The organism is Tychonema sp. LEGE 06208, assembly GCF_015207505.1.
In the GTDB taxonomy this organism is placed as follows: Bacteria; Cyanobacteriota; Cyanobacteriia; order Cyanobacteriales; family Microcoleaceae; genus Microcoleus.
Genome location: NZ_JADEWT010000013.1, coordinates 31,489 through 57,829, shown reverse-complemented (window position 1 = coordinate 57,829; position 26,341 = coordinate 31,489). Strand labels below are relative to the sequence as shown.

The window sequence follows — 26,341 nt, the reverse complement described above, 5'->3', positions numbered from 1 at the left end:
CGTTATTCTCTTCATTCCGCTTGGCATGGAATTAGTTTGACTTTCTGGCGGTTTCAACCGCCGTCTGCTTTTAAAATTACGTTATTCTCTTCATTCCGCTTGGCATGGAATTAGTGTAGACGCGGTTTCAATCGCCATCTTATCTTTCCATTTTTTCAATTAGCAGTGTTTCGATCTTGCAACTTTTTTATTTCTGCTTGAACTTCTGTAGCTAACTGCAAAGCTTCGTTGAGCAATCGCCCTTGTTTGCTGGCTCGATCGCTAATTTGCAAGGCATTCAAAGTTCTCAAATTATTGGCAAACAGTTCGGAGTTAGTTGCGACAAATTTTTTGTTTTCCCTGAGAATTCTTTCAGTTTTCAAAGCTCGAACTAAATCCTCTCTGATGGCCTGCAAGGCTTGAATGACTTTGGCTCGATCGCCTATTTTGACTTCCGCATTGCCCGCATCTTCTATGCGATCGTTAATTTCGATGGCTTTGATTATACCATTATAGCGATCGACATCATCAAACAAATTGATTAAATCTTTATTTTGGCTGCTCCAAATTTTCCACGCATCCTCAAAAATTAAACCGCAGATCGCCGCGAGGTGGAGGGCGAACCAAAACAAATAAGCCCTAGGAAATATCGCAACCAGCAACCAACAACTGATTATAACCAAAACAATTAAACCGACGGTTTTTAAAACTTCGCGGGCAAAATTAGTTGCAGTCGCCGGTCTGTATACGCGATGGGGCCCCGCGCCGCACAGGTGCCTGAGCTCACCGACAGTAATTTCTAATCCTTGAATGTCAGCTCGCATAAATCTTCACAAATATTTGTTAAATATAAAGTTTTGTGGTAGAACAAAAGGCTCGTCTACAATAAATCTAACACTTTTTTCAACCAAAACTGCACTATGTCCGCACGTCCTATCTACCTAGACAACCACGCCACAACTCCTGTAGACAAACGGGTACTTGATGCGATGCTGCCGTATTTTACCGAACAATTCGGCAACGCAGCCAGCATCAACCACGTCTACGGCTGGGAAGCAGAAGCAGCGGTTAAAAAATCGCGGCAAATCATAGCAGAAGCAATCAATGCTTCTCCAGAAGAAATTGTTTTTACTAGCGGTGCGACGGAAGCAAATAATTTAGCGATTAAAGGTGTCGCCGAAAGTTATTTCAGCAAAGGAAAGCACATTATTACAGTAAAAACCGAACATAATGCAATTCTTGACCCCTGTACGTATTTGCAAAAATTGGGGTTTGATATTACTGTTTTACCTGTAAAAAGTGACGGATTGATTGATATTGGCGATTTGATCAAGGCGATTCGGGCCGAGACAATTTTAGTTTCAGTGATGACGGCTAATAACGAAATTGGGGTGATTCAACCGATCGCCGAAATTGCTGCAATTTGTCGGGGAAATGACATTCTGTTTCACACGGATGCGGCACAGGCGATCGGCAAAATTCCCCTCGACGTACAGGAAATGAACATCGATCTAATGTCCTTGACAGCCCACAAAATCTACGGGCCAAAAGGCATCGGTGCTCTGTACGTCCGCCGCAACAAGCCGAGAGTGCAGCTAGCGCCGCAAATGCACGGAGGAGGCCACGAACGGGGAATGCGATCGGGAACTCTCTACCCACCGCAAATAGTCGGATTCGCCAAAGCAGTAGAATTAGCCGTTGCGGAAATGGAGTCGGAAACAGAACGAGTGATTAATTTGCGCCAGCGTTTGTGGGAAAATTTGAGTGAATTGGACGATGTTTTTCTCAACGGTCACGCTACTAAGAGATTGCCCGGTAATCTTAATATTAGTGTAGGCGGGGTTGACGGTCAAGCGTTGATATTGGGTTTGCAATCGGCGGCGGCTGTTTCTTCGGGTTCGGCTTGTACTTCGGCGAAAATTGCTCCATCTCATGTTTTAGCAGCGATCGGGCGATCGGACAAATTAGCTTATGCTTCAATTCGGTTTGGAATTGGCCGGTTCAATACCGCAGCAGAAATAGATGCAGTCTCCGAACACGCGATCGCAACTATCACATCTCTCCGCCAAGCTCAAAAAGTGATGAGTTAGACAGTTGACAGTTGACAGTTGACAGTTGACAGTTGACAGTTGACAGTTGATAGTAACCTGTAGGGTGCGTCGCTAGAAGATACTCAATGAAACTTTCAGATTCAAGCGTGGCGACGCACCTTACCATTTGGGATTAGACGGTTCAATATCCTAGATGAGTTAAATCATATAACACCAGATCCCCAACTTCTGTAACCCTTTCCCAGACTCAACATCAAAGCTAATGCTAGAAGTCGGGGATCTACTAACAGGATCGTTCACTTAGAACCAAGAACCTCGCGCACCCGATAAATCGGTTTTCCCTGGGACTCGTGATAAGTCCGCATCATCACTTCCGCCAGCAAACCAAAACAAAATAACTGCACGCCAGTTAACAACAAAACCACAGCCAAAATCAGCAAAGGACGATTACCAATACTTTGACCCAGACCAAATTTCACGAAAGTCAAATAAATCCCTAAAACCGTTCCCAACGTCATAGAACTCAGTCCCAAAAGTCCAAAAACGTGCATCGGTCTAGTCAGGAACTTTTTCATAAAAGAAATAGTTAACAAATCCATCAACACCCGAAAAGTCCGCCAAATTCCGTACTTGCTTTGACCGAAACGGCGGGCGTGATGGCGCACCGGCATTTCGGCAATTCTCGCCCCTTCAATAAACGCCAAAGCCGGCAAAAATCGGTGCAATTCCCCGTAAAGATTCAAGTCGGCGACTAACTCAGATTTGTAAGCTTTCAAAGAACAGCCGTAGTCATGCAAAGTTACGCCTGTAACCCGACCAATCAGCCAGTTAGCAATTTTAGAAGGAATTAACCTGCTGATAGTATTGTCCTGCCGATTTTTGCGCCAGCCGCTAACTAAATCGTAACCTTCATTTAACTTTGCCAACAATAGCGGAATATCAGCCGGATCATTTTGCAAATCGCCGTCTAGGGTAACAATAGCACGACCTGTCGCGCGATCGAAACCTGCTGACATCGCAGCAGTTTGCCCGTAATTGCGGCGCAAAAGCACAGCACAAAGGTCATCGCGACTACCGGCCAATTGTTTGAGAAGTTCAGCAGAACCGTCCTTAGAACCGTCATCTACACAAATAATTTGATAGCTGAGTCCTGATGGTTGAATAGCAGAGGCGATCGCCTCAATCAAATGAGGCAAACTTTCCACCTCATTGTACACCGGCACTACTACCGAAACGTCGAGAACAACCTCAGCGCCAGCCTGTTGTGCAGCCAATTTTTCCAAAAATAATGCAGCGTCCATTTTTTTATTCGATAATATCAGTAATCATTAGTCATTGGTCATTAGTCATTAGTCATTAGTCATTGGTCATTAGTCATTAGTCATTAGTCATTGGTCATTAGTCATTAGTCATTAATTAAGAACTACAGAACTTAGGCGTGGTGGCCAGAAACCGGGTTTTTTACGAAAATCATTTGTTCCCACCCTCAATCTCGGTAAAAACCCGGTTTCTTTGTTCGTAGTGCGATCGCCCAATAAACTAACTAGGTTGATAACTGGCGACCACTTTACCATATCCCCGCAACTGATGGTAATAAAATTGACTGACTTCATCCCCATCCTCCGACAAAACATCGATACCGATACCGTTGCGACCTTGTGCTTGTCCCGAACTGTGAATGTAGCGACGATCTCCGAGACACAATCCTACATGAGTGGCTTTTTCTGGCGTTCCAAAAAATACTAAATTTCCCGGTTCTACAGCACCAATACTAATAGGTTTAGTAAAAGCTTCCTGTTGATAAGCATCCCTAGGCAACCAAATGCCTGCAGCCACAAAAGCAGCTTGCATCAATCCCGAACAATCATAATTTGGCCCGACTGTACCGCCCCAAAGATAATAATTAGATTGGTTCATGGCTGCACGAGCAAAAGTAATTGCAACGGGCAATTTTTCCCTGATTTGAAACTCTGAAAGCACCAAAGGATGATACACTGTTTCTGTGACTTCGAGCAAGTCAATATCTCGAAGATCCAACCATCCGGGATAATCGTCTTCGCACAGCCGTACCATCACAGCGTTTGTATCGAAGTTTACCTCGCTCCGACTTTGGTTGAGGGCGCGCAAATGTCGCCCCTGCGATGCTTGAGTTGCCAAACGATCGCACTTTGGGGAATCGTAAATATTTATGTGCGATCGCACCCGGTACTCCACAACATCAGATAATTGAGAATTGACCATTGCTAATTGCTAATTATTTGCTGTTAATTGTTCGCATCCAACGATTTATGGCCATTAGCAAACCGCCGTTAACCGTTAACCGTCCGCCATAAACCATGACATTTTTCCACAAAGACGAACAATTAGAAACCCTCGGCAGTAGCATTATAGACTCTGCATTGTCAGAATTTACAGGATTGACGGGCGATCGCACAGCCATTACCTGGATAGTCTACGATCCGCCAGTGCGAGTCAACACGGGCGGCGCCCTCAGCGCACCAGAATTTTGGAAATATCAACCGCGAGGTTTTAGCAACCGAGCATCCGAACGAATTTATCCCGCCAGCATCATCAAATTATTCTACCTCGTTGCCATCTGGGAATGGGCCCAAAAAGGCATGATTCAAACATCGCCAGAATTAGAACGCGCCGTCCGAGATATGATAGTTGATTCCAGCAACGACGCCACCGGTTTAGTAGTAGACGCGCTCACCGGCACCACCAGCGGCCCAGAATTATCACCAAGCCCCTTTGAAACTTGGAAACAGCAGCGAAACATCGTCAACCGTTACTTTCAATCATTAGATTGGCCGGAATTACAAAATATTAACGCCAATCAAAAAACCTGGTGCGATGGGCCCTACGGTCGCGAGCGAGCATTTCTGGGAGAATTAATGGAAAATAGAAATATGCTGACCACCAATGCAGCGGCGCGTTTGCTGCACAGTATAATAGGCGGCGTAGCTGTTTCTGCCAAAGCATCGCAAGCAATGATGGGCTTAATGAAACGCAGTTTAGCACCAGCAGAATTAGAGGCAGATCCCGAAAATCAAGTTACAGGTTTTTTAGGCGGCGGATTGCCAGAAGATGCAAAATTGTGGTCAAAAGCAGGGCTGACAAGTCAAGTTCGCCACGATGCTGCTTATATTGAAATACCCGGTTTGCGGCCGTATTTGTTAGTTGTATTTACCGAGGGTAAAGAGAATAGCAAGAATGAAGAAATTTTGCCATTTATATCGCGGCAATTTGTCGAAGCGATGAAGGCACTTAATTAGATTTAGTAGCTGATTATTGCGACTAGACTTGAATTGCAAAAATAATTTGGACGATGCTCAAAGCCCGTCCAAAAATTTGATTAACAATAATTTTTTCTTACAAGTTCTAGAACGGAGAGGGAGGGATTTGAACCCTCGAAGGATGTTAACACCCTTAACAGATTAGCAATCTGCCGCTTTCGACCACTCAGCCACCTCTCCAAGATGACGGTAACTAACTATAGCACACACATCTTCTTTTTGCCAACCCCTAATTTAAAGATTCCTCAATCCCTTACTCTGTCTCGAAGGAAGAAGGGTACAACAGGGATTTTGACACGGATACACAGATGAATTATTGAGCTTGACTCAAATATTGAAGTCATAAGGAAGAAGAAAGAAAAATCAACTATTCCCAATCCCCGATGCCCAATGCCCTGCGCGGGCCAATGCCCTGCGCGGGCCGATGCCCAATGCCCTGCGCGGGCCCATTCCCAATGCCTACTCGCCAAAGCCCCTAGCCTTCAAGTGCTTTTCCCAACTAAAATTGGAACTCAAAAAGAACCTCTTAGTATACAAATAGCCCAACCGGTACAGATTAGCCTTGCGATCGGCATCAAGTTGAAAATCCGTCGTCGTCACCTGAGCTTCAGTCACATCAATATTAATCACCCTACCTTTATCCATCTCCCGCTGGTGATAGCGGTCTCTTGCTTTCATCATCGTTGTGAACATCGCCGACAGCATCGACACCGGATTTTTAATCTTAATTTGATTTTCCAGGCCAGTATCAACCAACCGAAACCCAAAGGTAAACCAGCGCGGTGCAACCGGAGTCGAACCCGATTGCGTGTCATAAATCCACAGCGGAAAATTGCTCAGAATTCCCCCATCGACAATTAAGTCGTTTCCGAGTTTTCCCGGCTCAAAAAATAGGGGAATACTCATCGACAGCCGCACCGCTTCAGCAACGCTAAAATCTTCAGCGCTTTTGAGCTGCAACTCCTCGTACAAAGCGTCGGAATCCGCCGATTCCCGTCGGTTTAAATCATCGGGAATTACCAACATTTCACCGCGACTGAGGTTAGATATTACTACTTTTAATTCCCGGTCTTTTACCAGTTGTTTGACATCAGCAAAAGTGTGCAAGTGACCTTTAGCAAGTGTTGCTTCCAACCACTGCCGGAAAGGCTGCGAAGAATATTCACCCATCTGGCGGCTAATTGTTAGGAAAAGTAGCGTCCAAGCTGGAGATTGCAGGTCGTCTGCGGGGTCGCCATTTAATATTAGAGGACTATTTTTTTGAGTTAAAAATATGTTGTAATCTAGCTGTCCCAACAGTTCTTCTAAGTCATCAATTGACAAGTCTGTTGCCAATACTGCAGCCGTAATTGCACCGGCAGAAGTGCCTGCCAATTTTCGCCAGCGGATGCCCAAATCGCTGCAGCATCTGAGCGCCCCTAAAAACGCAACTCCACGCACGCCTCCGCCTTCAAAAATTGCGTCGGCATAAATTTGATTGTTTTCGTCGGGAGGCGGAAATTTGCTGAGAATTGTTTGTCTTTCGGTGGCGGACATCCTGACACCGGGTTCTTGCAAAATTTGCTGCGGATACCAGTTGCTCATTTTAGATTTTGGATTTGGGATTTTAGATTTTGGATTGATATCTATTGTGCTTGATTTTTGTGGGCATTCATTGCTTCTTTGACGTGTTCTTGAACTTGCGATCGCACTTGTTCGTAGGCCACCGACGCGCACCAAGGCCGGAGAGATAAAATAGTTGTATCTGGAGTAATCTCGGCTACTAAACAAGTCGGGGGCGGATTTTCCAACACTAGGGGGTGAGAGTGGGCAATTTCTAATAACTCAGCCATCATTGGACGGATCGGCCGATCGCCAATATCAATTTTTAAGTCTACTCGCCTCGTTCCCATTGCCGTGGTATTTTTCAGTGTACCGTTAAATAGCTGGTTGTTAGGGACAATAATTTTTATGCGATCGTCCGTCACAACAGTAGTTGAAAAAATCCCGATGCTATCGACAACTCCCTTCACATCAGTAGCTTCGATTGCATCTCCCACTTCAAAAGGCCGCAAACTAATCAACATTACCCCAGCAGCAAAGTGCGACAAAGTATTTTGCCACGCCAAGCCAATCGCCAAACCCGCCGCACCAACCACCGCCACCACACTGGTAGTTTGAATTCCCAACTGACTCAAAGCTGCGACTACTCCGACAATCAAAATCGTAATTTCTGCAGCTTGAACTAAGAATTTCCGCAGCGTGGGCTCGGTGCGACTCAGAGTTCGGCGAGTCACGCGCCCCGCCACATCGATCGCAAATCGCGTAATTAACAAAATGCCGATCGCCCACAGCACTTGAGGTACAACTTTAAACCCCAATTCTACGAACTTTTTCGAGAATTCTTGGGCTACTTCCAAGGCTTGTGTTCTTTCTGCATTTAGCTGGGAATACAAGGTTTGGGCTATTGGTAAAAACGTCTGAATAACTGTCATGTTAATTGGTAATTGGGAATTAGTAATTGGTAATTGAGCGAAGCGGAGGGATTGGGCGGAGCGAAGCGGAGGGATTGGGCGAGCGCGAAGCGGAGGGATTGGGTATTCCAGCCCAATAACAAACAACCAATAACTACTGACTACTGACTACTGACTAATCACTGCTACGCGGGGCAATCGGTGTTTAAAACCGCAGAGAATTTCCCAGGAAATAGTTCCTAAAATTTCTGCCCAACCGTCTGCAGTAATTTCATTTTCCCCATCTTTGCCCAACAGCGTCACCACTTCGCCGACTTCTAAATCGGGAATTGCCGAGACATCCAGCATTAATTGATCCATCGTCACTGCTCCGATTTGCGGCACAAATTTGCCCCTGACTAAAACCTGAATTTTATTAGAAAGATTGCGCGGAATCCCATCTGCATAGCCGATGCCAACTACGGCAATCTGTGTCTGCTGCGAGGCGATAAATTGATAGCCATAACTGACACCGGTGCCTGCTGCAATTGTTTTCACTTGAGTAATCCGGGCTTTTACCTGCATTGCCGGCTGCAAAGAAGCGATCGACTGCAAGTGAGGAGCTGGATAAATACCGTAGGTAGCCAAACCGACTCGCACTAAATCGTAGTGTAAATCGGGGTTTGCCAGGGCCGCCGCCGAGTTTGCCAAGTGCAGGCGGGGGGGGTTAATTCCTGCTGTTTGAATTTGCTCGATCGCCCGTTTGAACCGATCGTGCTGAACAGTCATAACAGCGGGATCGGGACTGTCGGCTGTCGCCAAGTGAGAGTAAATGCTAGCTAATTTTAAATTGGGCAACCGCTTGACTAATTGCACAAATTCTGTTGCTTCCGACGCGGGCGTACCCAAGCGAGACATTCCCGTATCTAACTTAGCGTGAACGGGCAAAGAGCGATCGAGAGTAGCGAGAACTTCGGAAAAAATTAGGGCTTGTTTGGCAGTACAAATAGTGGGCTGCAAGTGCCATTGGGCGATCGCCCTTACCTGCGCCGCTGTATGAGTTGCCCCCAACAGCAAAATCGGCGCTTCTATCCCAGCTTCTCGCAATTCTATGCCTTCGGGAATCGTCGCCACACCAAGCCAACTAGCACCAGCTTGCAATACTGTTTGACTGACTGCAACAGCACCGTGCCCGTAAGCATCCGCCTTCACAACTGCCATCAATTCAGTTTGGGGAGATAACAGATTTTTAAGCTGTTTTACATTGTGAGTTAAAGCTGCCAAATCAATTTCTACCCAAGCCCGCTGGCAAAGTCCGCCATCACCTTTCCACAGCACCGTCTGGCGGTTTTTTGTTAGCGCCGATTCTGCTGTTTTTTCTTCCTCGCTCAACATTGTCGCTCCTATCTTGCTTACACAATTAAACACTGCTCGGAGATTTTATCCTAGGTTTAATTATCAGGAATTACGCATTAATACCACAGAAACCGGGTTTAAATCGAGATTAAAGGTCTAGATGCAGTATTTTCGCAATACAACCCGGTTTCTCACCACTCGCGCGTCTAGGACTAATTTATAACTGGTTCCCAGGCAGAACCCGATCGCGAGTAGTACCATAAATCATTTAGGATTGCTATAGCATCCAAAATACCTGGTAAAAACTATGGACGGATTAGCTTACCTGCATTTAGCTGAAACTTGGGAAACGCCTGCGCCTCAAACTCGATCGCCCAACTCGACAAAACACCTAAATTTAGCCTTTCCTCCTTTACTTTTCTTTACGATCGCTCTCACAATTTTAAATATAGTCAACCCCACCCTGGCCATCAAAAAAGGCGATTCAGGCCCCGAAGTTGCCGAACTCCAGAAAACACTACAAGACGCAGGATATTTTAGCCAGAAACCCACAGGATTTTACGGCTCCATAACCCAAGCTGCTGTGAAAAAGTTCCAAGCAGACAACAACCTGGAAATTGACGGAATTGTCGGCCCTCAAACCTTGTCAGCACTTAACGTTAAACCGGAAAGCGCTCTAGCTGACAATCAACCCGCTGACGAAACGCAGTCAAAGTACGATCGGCGTAGCTATCCCCAAGAAAATCAATATTCCCCATCGCCTAGCACCACAGAAAACACCAACAAACTCGAAGATACAACTAAAATCCAGCCGAAAAAACCTTTTTTTCAAGAACCATTTTTACCACCATTTAAAACAGAAACTCCCGCGCCACAATCCGAAGCAGAAACACCTGAATTTCAACCCGAAAAGCAGGTAAAACATCCAGAAAAGATTACCCGCAACATGACATTGAAAAAAACTATTTACGGCAAAATATCGCCGAAATCAATAGTTTATTCAGGGTCGGGATTGTTTTTTGCTCAAAACATGATGTACAGCCACACAATCACAGTTTACGACAGGAACTTTAAATTAGTCAAGACTATTCCCGATACAATAAACTTGTCCAAGTTCGGATTTGCTAAATTCAAAGGTAATTATCGAGGTGCTCCCGTAGAAGCTGCTTTTTCAACAGACGGCAAATATGCCTACGTATCCAACTACCAGATGTACGGTAAAGGGTTCGACAATCCGGGGAGTGATAGATGTACTCCATCGGCCAAACACGACCAAAGTTTCCTCTACCGCATCAATACCAAAACGTTAAAAATAGAAAACGTAATTCCTGTGGGTGCTGTTCCCAAATTCAATGCTGTTTCACCAGACAATCGCTTCGCCCTCGCCAGCAATTGGTGCAGTTGGGATTTGAGCGTAGTTGATATAAATAAAAATCTCGAAATCGAGCGGGTAAAACTAGGTGCATATCCTCGGGGAATTGCGGTAAGTCCTGACTCAAAGAATGCCTATATAGCCGTCATGGGTTCTTCGGATATTGCGAAAGTAAATTTGATAAATTTTTCGGTAGAATGGCTGAGAAATATTGGCAATGCGCCGCGTCATCTGACAATAGATCCGAAGGGAAATTATCTTTATGCCACGTTAAACGGTGAAGGAAATGTGGCAAAGATTGACCTAAAAACGGGTGAAGTGGCTCAAAAAGTGAGGACTGGAAATGCACCTCGCAGCATGGCGATTTCGGATGACGGTCAACTGATTTACGTGGTTAACTATTTCTCGAATACTGTTAGCAAAGTTAGAACGAGCGACATGAAAGTTTTGCAAACAGTAAATGTTAATTCAAGTCCGATCGGAATTACTTACGATCCGGAAACTCATCAGGTTTGGGTAGCTTGCTATTCGGGCAGCATTATGGTGTTTCAAGATTAGAGCGATAGGCGATTTAAATCTCAGAAATAAGGACTTGCATTCCTCACTACGAACCTGTTTGTAGTAGGGAATGCAAGTCATCGGAATTAAGGCTGTAGCAAATGTGGCGATGCCTTTGCAAAAGGATTTAATTTAATTACAAACTTTTTAGACTGATTTTGTGCAAACTTATAAAAACACAGTCGATGTCTTTACTACGAGGTACTAACTTACCTTTTCCAGTTAACAGATTTTGTTTAATAATTTGTGGAAGATTAGGGCAAGGTTGAATTTTTATGTCTTCAAGTGCAGGGGCATAAATTTCAAAATCATCTCTATTACTTACTTGTTGTTTCAATTGCTCGATGATGCTTACATTTTGTCGATAATTCAAGTCAATAATTATTATTACACTACCCAAAGGTATTTCATTCAGCAAGAAATTGAGATTCGTTTGAACTGTAGATATATTATAAATTTCATTCAGACAATTTTGAAAAATGAAGATTTGGCTTTTTTTAATTGTTCCCTTGATTGAGTGAAGAGAATTAAATTCGCATAAATTTAGGTAATTACTATTTAGTTGTAAATCTCCTGACCAATATTTCGGTATCACAAATTTTTGGGTAATATTTCTACTTAAAGTCCATTCGTCAGAAGCAATATCATATACATTAACAGTTAATTTTTTAATGTTTTGATACTTATCTGATAAAAATTTACTTAAACCAACAATTTCTGGACATGGGCCTGCACCAAACAAGCATACTTCTAGTGTTTCATTTATGAAATTTTGAAATAAATTTTGACTGTGTATAATTTCTAAAACTTGGAAATTCACGTAAACATAATGGGGATAATAGCGAATTAAATAAACTGCTTGAATCGACGGTTCAGAATAGCTTACTTTAACCTGATTTGATCTATAAGAAGACCACAATTGTTCTGCGGGTTTTTGTAATGATTGCAAATAGCTTTCAAATGTGCCGTGATTGTTTTTGTTATAAAAATCTAGAGATTTTTCTAATCCCTCTAAAATGCAATTGTACAATGTTGTGCCTTTTGTCTTTTTAATTGGTCTTTTTAGTTTAGTTTGAACACTAATTTTTTGTGTAATTTGTGTCTTTTGAGTTTCACGATTAATAATTACATTTTGCAAATTTTCTCGCTGTGCATTTAGAGATTTAATCTCTTCTTTAAGCCGATCAACTTCTACAACAATCGACTTATATTCTGCTTCAATCGTTATTTTTGATTGAGTTTTGCTACCAATTGCTTGTACAAGTTCTCTCCTTTGATTTTTCAGACTTAAAATCTGATTTTCAACACTTTTTAAGTTTTCGGTATGGCTGTGGGTGTTTTTAAGTTCTCGTTCAGATTTCTTGGTTAAAACGAACGCACTACTAATGGTGCTAATTGTTGCTATACCGCCTATAATCGTGCTTTTAGTAACATCTTTTTCTACTACTAGACCCAACCCAAAAGCAATACTAAAACTTAATGTCCCTAGTAAAAGTAAATTTTTCATAATTTGATTAGCGGTGATTTTATAGTGTTAATGAGATTGATTTTAAACGGCTTTTATAACCCTAAAAGTTAGATTTATTCGGGGTTCCACAAATTTAGCAGTTTTAGCTATCTGATGTTTCCAAAAGTGCTGGGTTTCACCTTTCATCAATAGTAAACTACCATTGGGCAAATCCAGATTAATTTTGTAGTTTTCTGATGTTTTATGTTTTAAGGAAAATCGGCGAGTTCCCCCAAAGCTAATTGAGGCTATAATAGGATTTTCACCTAATTCTGGCTCGTCATCGCTATGCCAGGAAACGCAATCTTTACCGTGACGGTATAGATTGAGAAGCACGCTATTAAAAGTAACTTCTGATATCTCTTCAGCCTTTGATTTAATTAATTTGAGTGTGGGAGTCCAAGGATCAGGATGCTGTTCGATGCCGGAATATGTATAGGATTTGCCTTCATCTCCATACCAACCTGTAAGTCTGGGTAAAGGTATCTTTTTTCCATAAAAATGAATAATATCCTGTTTCCAGTTAATACTAGAATATAAATCTGAAAAAAGACGATCGCTTTCTTCGATTCTAAAAAAATTGGGATATAAGATCACTTCTCCATCAGTATCAATAACTACTGTTTCTTGAAGATCGCTGCTATCTAGCTGATTATCCCCAAGTCTTATCTGATGATACATAATAATTGCCTCAAATCGAATCAATGAGTGTGGAATGATGATTTGGCATGATTGCTGTGATTTTAACATCGATCTCAACTGCCCGCAAACCCAAGAAACCGAGTTTTTGGCTGATTCTGTCAGCTATGACGAAGTATTGTCGCAAAAAACCTGGTTTCTGACGGCCCGCAAAACCAAGAAACCGGGTTTTTGGCTGATTCTGTCAGCTATAACGAAGTATTGTCGCAAAAAACCCGGTTTCTGACTACCCGCAAGCCCAAGTCAGACTCATAGAAAAAAGAAGGGCTTCATTCCTCTAATTAAAGCGGCACAACATACTTAGAAGGTTTAGCAGGTACTTTACCTTTTTTTGCCATAGATTGGTAAATCATGGCTGCTACTTCCGCGCGAGTTGCTGTTTTGTTGGGCTGCAAAAGTGTGGGCTTGGGGTGGTTGACAACAATGCCAGCTTTTGTTGCTGCTGCTACTTTGTCAACTGCCCATTTCGGCACTTTTTGTCTGTCTGTATAAACTTGTAAAATCTTGGTGGGATTCCCTTCTTTTTTCAGGTTTAAACCGCTAGCTAATGCTACTATGACTTCGACACGGGGAACCTCTTTTGTGGGACGGAACTCATTGTTTGGATATCCTTTAAGAAATCCTTTTTGTACGCTGCCATCGATCGCGCTAGCGGCAGGGTTCTTGTCTTTCACGTCTTCAAAATTAATCGGTTTTCGGGTCTCTTTTTTGTCGGACATTCGCTCAATTAAGCGGGCTAGTTCGGCTCGCGTCATTGGTTCATCGGGACGAAACTTGTTGTCTGTGAAATCAGTAAAGATTTTGCGATCGACCAAAGCGACAATAAATGGACGCGCCCAATATTTGTCAGGCATATCGGAGAATTTAACCGGCCCGACTGTTGGTTTAGGGGCTTTCGGTTTGGTAATGATTGCAGGGGGAGTCTCGCGCGCAATTGGCGTTTGGGGAACCACGATCGCCCCCTGGGGAGGAATTGCCGGTAAAATCGGCCCTAAAGGCGCAACAGGCGCAATCGGTACAATCGGTACAATCGGTACAATCGGCGCAATCGGTGCGGCATTAGGTTGCGAGGGAATCAGCTTTGTAGCGGGCGCAGGCGCGGGCGATCGCACATCCGAACTCGGCAGGGGTGTTAAGATTGTCGAGTTTCCGGGTGTGACAGCAGGCGCTGAAAAAACGGCTGGAAATTGCCAATTTCTCATGCCGAATTGATTGGGATTCTTGCTGGTGGCCCAAAAGAAAATTGTTCCCATCGTGCCGAAAGCAACCAAGATGGCAATCAATTCGTCGAATCCTAGAGGGTTTCTTTCCCCTGATGGGGGTTGTGAAGAAGACATATTGTCACCACATATCAATGTAGCAATTAAATCACATATTTTTTGGGTCTGGTAAATACACAAATCGATCGCTCAACTATTCCCAAATTCTCACCGTCAATAACTGCGGCGGCGTGGTATACAGAAGAGCGATCGAATCCACTTTTATCGATCGGGCGTTGCTGATTTTAGCAATCTTCTAATTAGCGCCCTCTGCTGCGGGAAGAGCCACTGCGACTAGGCCTGCGAGACGCCCCGCCGCTACCAAAACTCGGCTGGCGCTTGTATTCATTTTGACGCGGCTGCTGCGATCGTTTCAAAGTGCTGCCGCCGTAACCCGAACCGGTCGATCGATTGGCATTCGACGGTGCTTGCCGTCTTACTGGCGCATTCGATGTGGGCGATCGCAAGCGGCCCGTCGTCCTTAAAACTTGACGGTTGCTCACAGCAGCAGGCGGGGCTTGGTAGCGAGTTTGATATTGCGAGACAGCTTGGCCGTAAGTATTGCCGTACCCGCCATATCCGTTCATAATTACCCCAGGCTGATAGAGTGGCGGCACGTAATATCGCGGTGTAAATAACAAACTGCCGATCGCCTGACCTGCCACGGCCCCAGCAAACGGAGCCCAGAAGCCCGATTGCTGCCGCACCACCACCGTTTGCGGCTGACCTGTTTGAGGATTAGCAACAGTTTCAGTAACGTTATGAACGTACTCAATTTTAAAATCTTCTGTCAAATGCAGGCTCGCATTATTGTTATCAATTTTTAGATAACTTTTCTTACCAGCCGATATTTCTTCCTCCGTCAAACGAGCCATTTGTAAATCGGTACTGCGATAAATAGAAGAATTACCGGGGCCAGTATTCAGCAACATCAAACTGTACTCGCCATCGCCATCGTCGTAGGTAGCTTGCTGTACGGGATATTCCCCTTGACTCAAGTTATTCTTTGGTGAAGTACGCACCCTGTTAATCTCCTGATTTCCAGCAGCAGGATTTGTCGGAGCTTGGACTGAAGGAGAGCCGCAAGCGGTTGTCGTCACCAACAAAATTACAGCCATCAAATAAACTGTCAGTTTTCGCAGCATAGTCAATAATATTTGCTCATTGGTTGTTGGTCGTGAAAGCATTTCTGCGCCATCTTTAAGAGTGCGAGATGAATGTCGCGGCGAGTCTTCTAGCTAACCGCAAGCGTCCTCATATCGCCCTATAAAAAAAAGCTTTTTACAAAGCCCGTAGTTTTTCCTCGGTAAAAAGTCCGAACGATCGAACCTTTTTATTTTTCTTCTTTTTTTTAAATCGTGTCGGCTAACATTGTTTTTGTCAAAGCGAATTATTTTTACCAAAGCACTGGTTCGTTGTGTTGATGGCAACTTTTCCAGTTTTTAAAGGGGAATGAGTTCTGGGAAATTTACCAAAACTTGGTCGTTGGTAAGTTCGTCTCCCAATTGTGCCGGAGAAAAGTGAACTTGCACGGCTCGCAGCCTTTCCTGGTACTGTAAATTAATCAATGCTTTCAAACCAGCTTTCAGGGCGCTCATGTCAGCGAGGTCTGTTTCTAGGGCTGGAACTTCACCTTCATAAGCAACTGTCAGCATCACTACGACATTTCTAGTTACCGGCAAAGACAACGGGGAATTTTTCTCGTCAGCAGATGTGCTGTATTGAGGTTCGCTGAGATAGCGGGAGGCTGAATCAGTGAAAAGTTCATCCACATAATCGCCCGCTTCGCCTTCATCCCAAAAAACATCACCTTCATTAGCGGCTGCTTGCCAGTAGTTGTCATACTGTAACAAGTGATTGCAAATTTCTACAAGGCCTTCTCCCAAAACTGTTACATCGCCATCGGCATCAATTGCTTCTCTGGCGGTGCTGTTGAGAACTCCTAACATCGGTGCAACTTCTTCACCTGTTAGCTGAACGAACACGCGACAAACTGCTAATCTAGTTTTACCTGTAAATTGATTGAACCGATCGCGCAAACCACTCATAATTACCTATAGTTGTCATCTTTTGGGCAATGCTTTCTATCATATCACCCTATTGTAACTATTGTCATCTACCTTCAGATTGAGAGCGAGATTTTTTTCGGCGATCGCCCCCGCAGCCTATATTATCGCTTTGAGCGATCTAATTTTCAACAGTCGCTCTTAGACAATCCTAAAAAGCCTGTAAAGAGCAGGATCGAAGAGCCAGATCCGGCTGGGAAAAAAGCATTTTTTATTCAGCGCGCGATCGCCTCAAAAATTCGCGAGTTCCCGACAGCATTAAGCTGTTGCTCATATATATTGTGTATGGCGATTGAGGGTCCGATGGGGATCAGGGTAGAGGGGGAGAGGATTTGACAATTTTTGATTGTCATCAAAATATACAATGTTTATTTGCACAACAGCTTATTAAATGCCAAACACAAATGCTCGCAAATTGCAAGTTTAAAAACCTCCAATCTTGCAAGATGGGAGATTCCCTCAGCGAATACTTTGTCGCCGCGAGATAACTATTTGAGATCGTGTCGATTACCATCAAAGAACGGATCGCGCGTGCGTCATATCAATTCCGGTTGCACTCATACATGATGTTAACAGTCAACAGTCAACAGTCAACAGTTAACAGTCAACAGTCAACAATCAACAGTAAATTTACTATTCCGATGAAGAGAGGATTTGATATCAGTCAGCGTCCGTTTGTTTGGCTGCAAACTGAAGTCTGCACGCGCGATCCTTACTGATTGCAGTCTATTTGACGATCGCGCGCTTTACTGGTTCGATCGCACTTTCACAAACTAACTCTGCAACTTGCTCCACCGGCAAATCTAGCTCGCCGCCTGGAGCTTCCGGGTGTTCGCGAACCACAGCAACCGCATCTGCAGTCTCAGCTACACTTGCATATGCGATCGGCTCAACTGGCTCTTCAAAAACTTCAAAATTATCGCTCATCGCAGCACAAGCCGCAGAGGCCCGCTGGCCGGCGCGATAGCTCATGTAGGCCGCACCGCCACCCAAAACCCCAAACAAACCCAGAAAACCCAGAGCCGCTATTTTGTCGGATTTCCACGGATTCATTCGATCGGAGCCGCCCGAACCTAGGAGCGTTGTCGCAGAACCAGATTGAGTCGCCCCTGATTTTTTGTAGGAACAGGGAAATGCAGATGCAGCGTCACCTATGGCGATGCTACTGGCGATCGCTGCGACGGAAGCAATGCCAGCTAACACTTGAAACTTCTTCATGGTGCTCTGGAATATTGTAAAGGATATTTAAAAAATAAATGGTAACAGCTCTTCACAAATAGATCAACAGTCGCTATCTGCTCAAATCACAGATCGATCGCAAATATCCGCGATCGCCCGATCGCCACTATAATTTTAAATTACCAAAAATAAACAATAAAAACCTTGTTAGGTAAGCGTTACGCTCAAAATCACAGATAGAAATTTAAGTGTGTTGAGTCAATATTTCAGCGCCCCAAAATCAGAAAATCTGAAGTCCGACAACAGAAAATTCGATCGCTGAGCGACAAACACTTGATGACAAACTACATTTAAGGCTACTTTTAAAAAGACTTAGTTATTGGAAAAACTTTTATTTTTATGACAAACATTGGGAATCAACGCATTGAGCGAGAACCTCATCGATTGTTGGTGACGGGCGGGGCTGGATTTATCGGCTCGAATTTTGTGCATCACTGGTGCAGCAGCTATCCGGGCGATCGGGTAATCGTACTCGACGCTTTAACCTACGCCGGCAACAGAGAAACCCTAGCAACCTTGGAAAAAGGAGAAAATTTTCGGTTTGTGCAGGGGGATATTTGCGATCGAGCCCTAGTCGATAGCTTGCTCAAACAAGAAAACATCAACATAGTCGCCCACTTTGCCGCAGAATCCCACGTTGACAGATCAATTATCGGGCCAGCAGCCTTCGTTCAAACCAACGTCGTCGGAACCTTCACACTCCTAGAAGCCTTCCGCAAGCACTTTGAAGCAACAGACGACTCGTCTCTCAAAGCACAAATGCGCTTCCTCCACGTTTCCACCGACGAAGTTTACGGCAGTCTCGGCCCCGACGACCCAGCATTTACCGAAACCACCGCCTACTCCCCCAACAGCCCCTACTCAGCCTCCAAAGCCGGCAGCGACCACCTCGCCCGCGCCTATTTCCACACCTACGGCCTCCCCACAATCATCACCAACTGTTCCAACAATTACGGCCCCTATCACTTCCCCGAAAAGCTGATTCCATTAATGTGCATCAATATGCTACTCGGCAAACCCCTGCCAGTATACGGCGACGGTCAAAACGTCCGAGATTGGCTGTATGTCCTCGACCATTGCCGCGCCTTAGATGCCGTTATCCACCGCGGCCAACCAGGAGAAACCTACAATGTTGGCGGCAACAACGAAGTAAAAAATCTCGATTTAGTCAAGATGCTCTGCCAGCTAATGGACGAATTAGCCGAAGATTTGCCCGCGCGTCCTTGCGAACAACTGATCTCATTTGTCAAAGACAGAGCCGGGCACGATCGGCGTTACGCTATTGATGCCAGCAAAATAGAAACAGAACTAGGTTGGACTCCCTCAGTAACAGTTGAAGAAGGCCTGCGGCAGACCGTAGAATGGTACTTAGCCCATCGCGAGTGGTGGGAACCCCTGCTTTCGGAGGAATATCAAACCTACTACCAAAAAATTTACGCTCATCAGTAATTGGTAATTGCTAATTCGGGTAAGGTGCGAATTCCGCACCCTACAAATTCTTCTGATTTAATTAGATGAAAACTAATATCACAAACATTCACTCTTGTCAATTATTGTGAAGATTTAGTTAACATTCATCCCAAACGCATAAATTTCAGTGTTTGTGGCTGATAATTTCTATAGAGTTACCTGCTCGAGCATTTTATAAGCTTTTAGTAAAAAACAAAAAGCAGCAATGATAGAAATCAACTGGATCAAACAAATCCAAGAACCTAAATATTGGCTGTTAGGCATAGCCTCCGGCTTGATTGCCTTGCAACTGACTCTGGCTGCCAGAACAAACGACACAGACCTCTTCGGCACAATGTTAATGTTTTGGGGAGTCGTGGTATTTCTGATTTGGGAAAAACACGAATCCCTAACTTTTGAAAGCGGAGTTTTCGCCAGCTTTTTGGGAGCATCGTTAATTGCCTTCACTTTGCTCAAAACTTCCTCCATATCCGGCTACGACTTGTTTATCAGAGTTGCCCCTTTCTTATCTGGAATCAGTCTGGCTTTGCTAGCTTCCGGCACAAAAGGACTGAAACAATATTGGCAAGAACTGCTAATACTTGCCTATGTTATTATTCCTCCCGGCGCGATCGGAGTATTTGTTGACGTAGCCCTACTAACAGCTAAATTTTCAGCTTTCATCCTGCACTATCTAGGATTTGAAGTTATACGGAAAGGAGTTTTTCTTATCCTAGAAAAGGGCAGCGTCGAAGTGTATCACGGCTGTTCTGGCGTGAATGCTATCCTACAACTATTAGGACTATCCCTAGTTTTCTTGCTGATGTTTCCGACAACTAGGGGACAGAAAATTGTAGTCCCAATCGTAGCAATACTTATTGCATTTGTCGTGAATGCCGCGCGGATTGCTCTCCTGGCAGTGCTGGTATCGCTATCTCAATCAGAAGCATTTAAATACTGGCACGAAGGTAGTGGATCGGTAGTTTTTTCGATGATTTCTGTATTCTTTTTCGGGCTATTCTGCTGGTTTGCAATCTTGCAATCGGAACCGCCAAATAATAAAAAACAAAATTGCTAATGGCTATGACCTCTTGGAAACCAATTAGAATTTCTCTTTTGGCTGTTACTTTGGCAGGAGTTTTATTAGTGGCCGGAAAGTTGACATTCTATCCCTCAACAGGCAATAGTCTAGTAACCCAGTTTAATTTTCCCGAGTCGGTGCCTTTAGCAGAGTGGAAAATAATCAAGAGCGCGCCGCTGGAAATCACCGATACTTCACAAGTCAAGGCTGCCAGAAAGTATCAATATCAAAAAAATAGCAAGGATCTAGAAATAGAGATGCGCTATTTGGTGAATACCATTGGGGACGTGGAAGGTATGATGAAGGGACATACTATTCTCAAGTCGTCTCCTGGTAAGCTAGCATTAGCCAGCACTCAAGCTGCCGGGTTTCACGGAATTTTGCAACAGCAAAATCGACTGTATTTGAGTTCGTGTATCAATCCTCGCGGCAGTCCTACAGTAACTTCCCAACAGTTTAGATACAATCGAAATACTAGCGATTTGCAGCCGAACCGCATTTTGTTTTGGCTGTTGGGTAGGGGAAATATTCAAGACAAGCGCTGTTTGTGGACTCAGATGTCTATGCCTTTGGATAAAACAACTCCAGAAGATGCCAAAAAAACCCTAGAGAATGCTTGGGTTTCTTGGTATGGGTGGTGGCAGCCACGATTTCCCGAACCTTAAGTAAGTCGATTTTAGATTCTTCGACTTGCTTCGGCTACCCTGGCTCACAAGTCGCTCTTCGGGGAAGTTTTAGATTTTAGATTTACTCGACCTGATGAATCTGGGAACTCTAACTTTGGTCTAAAATTTGGAGATTCGACGACTTCAATCTGTAGTTTGTATCCGTTTTGAACGGAGAGATAGATTTTTTTGTTAACAACAACAGTGAGGATTTTATGAATGACATACAAGGCGAACAAGGTTTTTCTATTTACAGGCTGCGTTGGATTGGCTACGGTTTATTAATTTTGTCTTTATTAGATACGATCGCAGTTTTGATACCAGCAAACTTCGGCAATCGCGTCTGGGAATTGCAGACGATTGGCGCTGTAGTGGAACGGGTGCCAGTTCCGCTGCTGGCTATGGCGCTGATATTTTTTGGAGAAGATTACGATCGCAGGCGTTTTGAAGACCCTTTGTTAAAGCTTTTGTCTTGGGTTTCTTTGCTGTTGGCGCTGCTTTTTCTGTTGATGTTGCCTTTGGGAATTTTTGGCACTATCTACGTCAACAACCAAAACAGCAAGCAAATTACTACTCAAGCCGATCAACAATTAGCTCAATTGCAGCAAGTGGAAGAACGACTGAACAAGGGCACTCCTGAAGATTTAAGGAATTTGGCGGGGGAACTTACCCGTTTGGGGGTACCAGCGGATACGCAAAACCCGCAGGAATTAAAAAGCCAAATTCTTTCAAGAATTACTCCGGCTAAGGAACGGTTGAAGACACAAAGCGCCACGGTTCAGTCAAGTCAGCGCTTGGGGTTATTTAAAAATGCTGTTAAGTGGCTGCTGGGTGCGCTGATTTCTAGTGTGTTGTTTTTCACAATTTGGCGCGGTACTGATTGGGCGAGATAGTAGTTTTGAGTTTTGAGTTAGATGTAAGGTGCGCCGACGCGCACCTTACGAACTTATAAATGCAACAGAATCCACACATTTCAACCTCTATTATTTAAGAGTCTGCTCTTCAGGATATGCCAAAAATTTCGCGTCAGCCGTCAGCACCGGACACCCATGTATTTTCGCTGTTGCTACAATAAGTTGGTCAGCAGGATCGCGGTGAAAACCCGTGAGTTTGGTTGACTGAATAATCATAGGAATTGTGAGTTCGAGTTGCTGCACTCCCGGATAAGCTAAAGCTGCTGCTAACCACTCATCAACTGCTAGGGACAGAGTTAGTCTTCCCAGCTCTACCAATTTAGCGACTTCCCAACAAGAAATCATGCTAACTCCTAAACCTTGAGACTGATATTGTTGTATCCAGTCCTAGTGTTTTTGAGTCAGTCGCGCATTTTTGTCAACCCACCACACCCATATATGAGTATCCAGTACAATCATTGCAGCACTTCCCAATCTTCTGAGGGTGCAGCAGGTTCAAAGGGCTCATCATAGCGCTTGACACTACCGTGTAGAGGATATAAAAAAGATTTTTTTATAGTTTCGTTAACCAAATTTAGATAATCAACCAATTCTTGATATTGATTTAGTTCTGTTTCTTCTTCTGAAGTGAGAGCTGATTCTGTTTTTTGAGCTGTTAAGGTTTCTATTCGCTCCTGTATTTTGGTGGAAATGCGAAATACTAGGAGTCCTTTGACTAGCTCAATACGGATAGAACCTTCACTAGGTAAGCTGTTGGGTAAACGGTTCAGATTGAGAAGCAAATTAGTTGTCATAGTAGCTTGATTTAAATGTTATGAGAAGGTGCAGAATGCGCCCCCTACAAAGTTAAGAAATTAGGTGCTGAGCGATCGTGTTTTCGAGTTTTTCGGCAATGCCTTCTACCCAGTTTTCGTCTTGTTTGGTGTAGCTGCGGGGCGCGTTGGCACCTAAGATTAAAACGCCTTGACTGCCGATGGGCTGACAGATGACTCCTTGGGTATTTTCTGGTAAGTAGTCAAATTCAATTTTGCCGGGATAAATATCGAGCTTTACTAAATAAATTGGTTTGTTTTTGTCGATCGCTCGCTGCAATATTGGCCCTGGTTTAACTTCGGGATTGATGCCTAAAATGCCGCGCCGCAATAAAACTTTTCCTCGATACACAATGACGATCGCCCTTGTGGCGGTATTTGTCAACAGCAAACGCGATGCCCAGGCTAATTCTAGCTTGACGGCATCGGGTAAATCCGGCGCAAACTCGAAGCCTTCAGAGCCGATTAGCTGTACCGAATCGGGCGATCGCGCTTGCACCTGCTGCCACAGCAAGCCTGTTAAAATCAGCAGGGCGCTGATAATTACTCCCAAAGCGTCCGATCGAGCTTGAGAGTCTGTAATCTGCTCTGTTAGCAAGCGGTTTACCATCAGCAGCGTACCTGCTAACCCTCCTGCAACTAAGGGCAATTGCCGCAAAACTTTATTTGGATCGGATTTAGTCATTAGTCATTAGTCATTAGTTATTGGTTATTTGTTATTGGTTATTGGTTATTGGTTATTGGTTATTGGTTATTTGTTATTGGTTATTGGTTATTGGTTATTTGTTATTGGTTATTGGTTATTTGTTATTGGTTATTTGTTATTTGTTGACTGTTGACTGTTGACTGTTGACTGTTGACTGTTGACTGTTGACTGTTGACTAATAACTACTTCTTTCCTGCCAACTGCCAACTAACAACTGCCAACTAACAACTGCCAACTGCCAACTGCCAACTAACAACTAACAACTGCCAACTGCCAACTGCCAACTGCCAACTGCTTTCCTAACAACTAGCAACTGCTTTCCTAACAACTGCTTTCCTAACACCTGCTTTCCTAACACCTGCCAACTGCCAACTGCCAACTGCCAACTGCCAAATGCCAACTGCCAAATGCCAACTAACTTTACCCAACTTCTCCAGGTTCAACAATTCGCTGGAACAGATAACCTGTGCCGCGGGCGGTTAAAATTAATTCGGGATTGCTGGGGTCGTCTTCTAGTTTGGCTCGGAGCCGGGAGATGTGAACGTCCACGACGCGGGTATCTACGTGGCGTTCTGGCGTGTATCCCCAAACTTCCTGCAAAATTTCCGATCGCGAAAAAGGCTCTCCAGAACGGCTCACTAGCAGCTCTAACAGGCTGAATTCCATGCCTGTGAGCCGAATTCGCTCGTCGCCTTTGTAAACTTGGCGCTTGTTGGTATCAATCCTAATATTCGTGACTTGAATGACTCCAGAGCTGGGAATTCCCGAGGTGCCGTTTTTGTCAACTCTCCGCAGTACCGAACGGATGCGGGCTTCTAGTTCTTTGGGAGAGAAAGGTTTGACGACGTAATCGTCTGCGCCTAATTCTAAACCGGTGATGCGATCGGCTACGTCTCCCAAAGCGGTTAGCATGATGATGGGTACGTCTGATTCTTTACGCAACTCCTGACAGACGCCGTAACCGTCTAGCTTCGGCATCATCACGTCCAAAACCACTAAGTCTGGTTCGCTGTTGCGAAATGTTTCGAGAGCTTCTTCGCCGTCAGCCGCGGTGACGACATCGTAGCCAATCATCGAAAGGCGAGTCTCCAGAATGCGCCGGATACTGGCTTCGTCATCGACTACCAGAATTTTTTCTTTATGGTTTTCCAATTTACCGAGCACTCCTTAAGTTACATTTCAGATAATGTTAATTTTTTGTACCCTATCATAGAAGCTACAGATTGAATCATTGGTGGCGATCGATCTGAAAGCTTTATAATTGCTTTAACTCAGATTTTTCTAAATGTTAGGGTGACTATTTATCATCATAAACAATGGCTAAGCCTCGAATACAATATATTTGTCGGGAATGCGGGTATGATTCACCACAATATTTTGGCAGGTGTCCTAGCTGTCACAAGTGGGATTCTTTTGACGAGCAGTTGGAACAACCTACTGCTGGTGGCTCGCGGGTTGGTTTAACTGGGGTGACAACTAAGACGGTGGGCGGTTCGCCTCCTGATAAGTCGAAGGGTCAACCGAGAGTATCTTTTAGATTATCGCAGATTGCTGACCAAACTCAGTCTCGCTGGCCTTCTGGTTACGGGGAGCTCGATCGAGTTTTGGGAGGCGGGATTGTTCCGGGTTCCCTGGTGTTGATTGGCGGGGAACCGGGTATCGGGAAATCGACGCTGCTTTTACAGGTGGCGAATATGTTGGCGCGCAAGGATCGGATACTCTATGTCAGTGCGGAGGAGTCTGGCCAACAGGTGAAATTGCGATCGCAGCGTTTGGGTGTAGCTAATCCGGTGGATTTGTCAAGCAACGGCGGACATAAATCCGGCAGCAACGGGGAAGCTAAAGCGGATTCCGAGGACAAGTCAGCGGAGAATTTCTACTTGCTTCCTGAGACGGATTTAGAAGTAGTTTTGCGGGAGTTGGAATCGCTCAAACCGAATGTGGCGGTGATTGACAGCATCCAAACTATTTATTTTGCTAGTTTAACATCGGCTCCGGGTTCGGTGGCTCAGGTGCGGGAATGTACGTCGGCTTTGATGCAGGTGGCGAAGAGGGAAAATATTACTTTATTTATTGTCGGTCACGTTACTAAGGATGGAGGTTTGGCGGGGCCGAGGGTGTTGGAACATTTGGTAGATACTGTACTTTATTTTGAGGGCGATCGCTTTGCTTCTCACCGGCTTTTGCGATCGATGAAAAACCGTTTTGGGGCGACTCACGAAATCGGTGTTTTTGAAATGGTAGCAGAGGGTTTGCGAGAAGTAGACAATCCGTCGGAGTTATTTTTAGGTAATAAAGATGAATTTTCTCCCGGTACTTCTACGACGGTTGCTTGCGAAGGAACTCGACCGATTTTAGTAGAAATTCAAGCGTTAGTTAGTCCTGCGAGTTTTGGTTCGCCGCGCCGCTCTACTACGGGTGTTGATAATAGTAGATTGCAGCAAATTTTAGCTGTTTTGGAAAAAAGAGTGGGGATTCCTTTGTCTAAATTAGATACTATTGTAGCTTCGGTGGGCGGGTTGAAGGTGGAGGAACCGGCATCGGATTTGGCAGTTGCGATCGCGGTTGTGGCCAGTTTTCGCGATCGGGTAATTGATGCGCGCACAGTTTTGCTGGGGGAAGTGGGTTTGGGAGGACAGGTGCGGCCGGTTTCGCAGTTGGAATTGCGACTGAGGGAGGCGGCTAAGTTGGGGTTCAAAAGGGCGATCGTTCCGAAGAATCAACCGGTGCCAGATTTGGGGATGGAAATTATTCCGGTGGCGAGAGTAATCGATGCAATTATTGCCGCAATTCCGGCTACTCCGGCTCAGTTGCAGTCTGATGATATGGAGTTGCCGCCTGTGGATTTGGAGGAAGAGGATTTATCGAATTGAGTTAGAATGGTGATGTTAAAAATTGAT

General features: G+C 44.5%; 27 protein-coding genes and 1 tRNA gene. 10 read left to right on the top strand and 18 right to left on the bottom strand.

The annotated features are described in order from the left end of the window. Positions 1-155: 155 nt before the first annotated feature. Positions 156-803: a hypothetical protein gene (locus IQ263_RS05730; RefSeq protein WP_194066570.1), complete on the bottom strand. Its 648-nt coding sequence runs from the start codon at positions 801-803 to the stop codon at positions 156-158. A gap of 96 nt (positions 804-899) precedes the next feature. Here IQ263_RS05730 and IQ263_RS05725 point away from each other — a divergent pair, with 96 nt between their 5' ends. Then, positions 900-2,069, top strand: coding sequence for an IscS subfamily cysteine desulfurase (locus tag IQ263_RS05725; protein WP_194066569.1), 1,170 nt, complete (start codon positions 900-902; stop codon positions 2,067-2,069). Between the two features lie 257 nt (positions 2,070-2,326). On the opposite strand, the gene IQ263_RS05720 is transcribed toward IQ263_RS05725, so the two are convergent. Beyond that, positions 2,327-3,331 (bottom strand): glycosyltransferase family 2 protein, encoded by a 1,005-nt coding sequence (locus IQ263_RS05720; RefSeq protein ID WP_194066568.1) that lies wholly within the window; start codon positions 3,329-3,331, stop codon positions 2,327-2,329. A 238-nt stretch (positions 3,332-3,569) separates the two neighbouring features. Next, entirely contained in the window at positions 3,570-4,271 is a 702-nt protein-coding gene (locus IQ263_RS05715; protein WP_194066567.1) for a C40 family peptidase, read from the bottom strand. 95 nt (positions 4,272-4,366) lie between these two features. Between IQ263_RS05715 and IQ263_RS05710 the strand changes: the two genes are divergently transcribed. Then, positions 4,367-5,305 (top strand): serine hydrolase, encoded by a 939-nt coding sequence (locus IQ263_RS05710; RefSeq protein ID WP_194066566.1) that lies wholly within the window; start codon positions 4,367-4,369, stop codon positions 5,303-5,305. A 112-nt stretch (positions 5,306-5,417) separates the two neighbouring features. Here IQ263_RS05710 and IQ263_RS05705 read toward each other — a convergent pair. The 4 genes from IQ263_RS05705 to alr all read right to left on the bottom strand — a co-directional run bounded on the left by IQ263_RS05705 (position 5,418) and on the right by alr (position 9,153). Continuing rightward, positions 5,418-5,506 (bottom strand) — tRNA-Ser (locus IQ263_RS05705). Positions 5,507-5,785: 279 nt separating this feature from the next. After that, complete coding sequence (locus IQ263_RS05700) at positions 5,786-6,910, bottom strand: patatin-like phospholipase family protein (protein WP_194066565.1); 1,125 nt, start codon at positions 6,908-6,910, stop codon at positions 5,786-5,788. A gap of 41 nt (positions 6,911-6,951) precedes the next feature. Further along, positions 6,952-7,800, bottom strand: a complete 849-nt coding sequence (locus IQ263_RS05695) for a mechanosensitive ion channel family protein (protein ID WP_194066564.1) — start codon at positions 7,798-7,800, stop codon at positions 6,952-6,954. Positions 7,801-7,947: 147 nt separating this feature from the next. Next, positions 7,948-9,153, bottom strand: coding sequence for an alanine racemase (gene alr / locus IQ263_RS05690; RefSeq protein WP_194066563.1), 1,206 nt, complete (start codon positions 9,151-9,153; stop codon positions 7,948-7,950). 268 nt (positions 9,154-9,421) lie between these two features. Between alr and IQ263_RS05685 the strand changes: the two genes are divergently transcribed. Next, positions 9,422-11,044 (top strand): peptidoglycan-binding protein, encoded by a 1,623-nt coding sequence (locus tag IQ263_RS05685; RefSeq protein WP_194066562.1) that lies wholly within the window; start codon positions 9,422-9,424, stop codon positions 11,042-11,044. Between the two features lie 136 nt (positions 11,045-11,180). Here the strand turns inward: IQ263_RS05685 and IQ263_RS05680 are convergent, their stop codons facing one another. Both IQ263_RS05680 and IQ263_RS05675 read right to left on the bottom strand, forming a co-directional pair. After that, complete coding sequence (locus IQ263_RS05680; RefSeq protein WP_194066561.1) at positions 11,181-12,551, bottom strand: hypothetical protein; 1,371 nt, start codon at positions 12,549-12,551, stop codon at positions 11,181-11,183. Between the two features lie 42 nt (positions 12,552-12,593). After that, positions 12,594-13,232, bottom strand: coding sequence for an alpha-ketoglutarate-dependent dioxygenase AlkB family protein (locus IQ263_RS05675; protein WP_194009303.1), 639 nt, complete (start codon positions 13,230-13,232; stop codon positions 12,594-12,596). Positions 13,233-13,266: 34 nt separating this feature from the next. Between IQ263_RS05675 and IQ263_RS05670 the strand changes: the two genes are divergently transcribed. After that, complete coding sequence (locus tag IQ263_RS05670) at positions 13,267-13,476, top strand: hypothetical protein (protein ID WP_194066560.1); 210 nt, start codon at positions 13,267-13,269, stop codon at positions 13,474-13,476. Positions 13,477-13,531: 55 nt separating this feature from the next. Here IQ263_RS05670 and IQ263_RS05665 read toward each other — a convergent pair whose 3' ends face one another. The 3 genes from IQ263_RS05665 to IQ263_RS05655 all read right to left on the bottom strand — a co-directional run bounded on the left by IQ263_RS05665 (position 13,532) and on the right by IQ263_RS05655 (position 16,557). Continuing rightward, positions 13,532-14,587, bottom strand: coding sequence for an S-layer homology domain-containing protein (locus IQ263_RS05665; protein ID WP_194066559.1), 1,056 nt, complete (start codon positions 14,585-14,587; stop codon positions 13,532-13,534). Positions 14,588-14,769: 182 nt separating this feature from the next. After that, positions 14,770-15,654 carry a hypothetical protein gene (locus IQ263_RS05660; protein ID WP_194066558.1) on the bottom strand — a complete coding sequence of 295 codons (885 nt, stop codon included), beginning with the start codon at positions 15,652-15,654 and terminating at the stop codon, positions 14,770-14,772. Between the two features lie 297 nt (positions 15,655-15,951). Then, on the bottom strand, positions 15,952-16,557 hold the full coding sequence (locus IQ263_RS05655; RefSeq protein WP_194066557.1) for a DUF1517 domain-containing protein: 606 nt from the start codon (positions 16,555-16,557) through the stop codon (positions 15,952-15,954). 518 nt (positions 16,558-17,075) lie between these two features. Here IQ263_RS05655 and IQ263_RS28190 point away from each other — a divergent pair. After that, positions 17,076-17,294, top strand: a complete 219-nt coding sequence (locus IQ263_RS28190; protein WP_228049810.1) for a hypothetical protein — start codon at positions 17,076-17,078, stop codon at positions 17,292-17,294. A 7-nt stretch (positions 17,295-17,301) separates the two neighbouring features. Here the strand turns inward: IQ263_RS28190 and IQ263_RS05650 are convergent, their stop codons facing one another. After that, positions 17,302-17,793, bottom strand: coding sequence for a hypothetical protein (locus IQ263_RS05650; RefSeq protein ID WP_194066556.1), 492 nt, complete (start codon positions 17,791-17,793; stop codon positions 17,302-17,304). 360 nt (positions 17,794-18,153) lie between these two features. Between IQ263_RS05650 and rfbB the strand changes: the two genes are divergently transcribed. From rfbB to hpsJ-A, 4 genes are all read left to right on the top strand, one after another. Next, positions 18,154-19,263, top strand: a complete 1,110-nt coding sequence (gene rfbB, locus IQ263_RS05645) for a dTDP-glucose 4,6-dehydratase (RefSeq protein WP_194066555.1) — start codon at positions 18,154-18,156, stop codon at positions 19,261-19,263. Between the two features lie 226 nt (positions 19,264-19,489). Further along, complete coding sequence (gene crtA, locus IQ263_RS05640) at positions 19,490-20,341, top strand: cyanoexosortase A (RefSeq protein ID WP_194066554.1); 852 nt, start codon at positions 19,490-19,492, stop codon at positions 20,339-20,341. After that, positions 20,341-21,009, top strand: coding sequence for a cyanoexosortase A system-associated protein (locus IQ263_RS05635; protein ID WP_194066553.1), 669 nt, complete (start codon positions 20,341-20,343; stop codon positions 21,007-21,009). Before crtA ends, IQ263_RS05635 begins: the two co-directional genes overlap by 1 nt. 215 nt (positions 21,010-21,224) lie before the next feature. Further along, the gene (gene hpsJ-A / locus IQ263_RS05630; RefSeq protein WP_194009278.1) at positions 21,225-21,902 is read left to right on the top strand and encodes an HpsJ-like protein, cyanoexosortase A-associated; all 678 of its coding nucleotides are present in this window, start codon (positions 21,225-21,227) and stop codon (positions 21,900-21,902) included. Between the two features lie 90 nt (positions 21,903-21,992). On the opposite strand, the gene IQ263_RS05625 is transcribed toward hpsJ-A, so the two are convergent. The 5 genes from IQ263_RS05625 to rpaB form a co-directional block, all read right to left on the bottom strand. Beyond that, positions 21,993-22,304 carry a type II toxin-antitoxin system VapC family toxin gene (locus IQ263_RS05625; RefSeq protein ID WP_339384758.1) on the bottom strand — a complete coding sequence of 104 codons (312 nt, stop codon included), beginning with the start codon at positions 22,302-22,304 and terminating at the stop codon, positions 21,993-21,995. Between the two features lie 74 nt (positions 22,305-22,378). Beyond that, positions 22,379-22,717: a hypothetical protein gene (locus IQ263_RS05620; RefSeq protein WP_228049808.1), complete on the bottom strand. Its 339-nt coding sequence runs from the start codon at positions 22,715-22,717 to the stop codon at positions 22,379-22,381. A gap of 52 nt (positions 22,718-22,769) precedes the next feature. Beyond that, positions 22,770-23,420 carry a cofactor assembly of complex C subunit B gene (locus IQ263_RS05615; protein WP_194066552.1) on the bottom strand — a complete coding sequence of 217 codons (651 nt, stop codon included), beginning with the start codon at positions 23,418-23,420 and terminating at the stop codon, positions 22,770-22,772. A 277-nt stretch (positions 23,421-23,697) separates the two neighbouring features. Then, positions 23,698-23,841, bottom strand: coding sequence for a hypothetical protein (locus tag IQ263_RS05610; RefSeq protein ID WP_194066588.1), 144 nt, complete (start codon positions 23,839-23,841; stop codon positions 23,698-23,700). 20 nt (positions 23,842-23,861) lie between these two features. Then, positions 23,862-24,593, bottom strand: a complete 732-nt coding sequence (rpaB, locus tag IQ263_RS05605) for a response regulator transcription factor RpaB (protein WP_194009302.1) — start codon at positions 24,591-24,593, stop codon at positions 23,862-23,864. A 164-nt stretch (positions 24,594-24,757) separates the two neighbouring features. Between rpaB and radA the strand changes: the two genes are divergently transcribed. Then, on the top strand, positions 24,758-26,314 hold the full coding sequence (gene radA, locus IQ263_RS05600) for a DNA repair protein RadA (protein ID WP_194066551.1): 1,557 nt from the start codon (positions 24,758-24,760) through the stop codon (positions 26,312-26,314). Positions 26,315-26,341 lie beyond the last annotated feature (27 nt).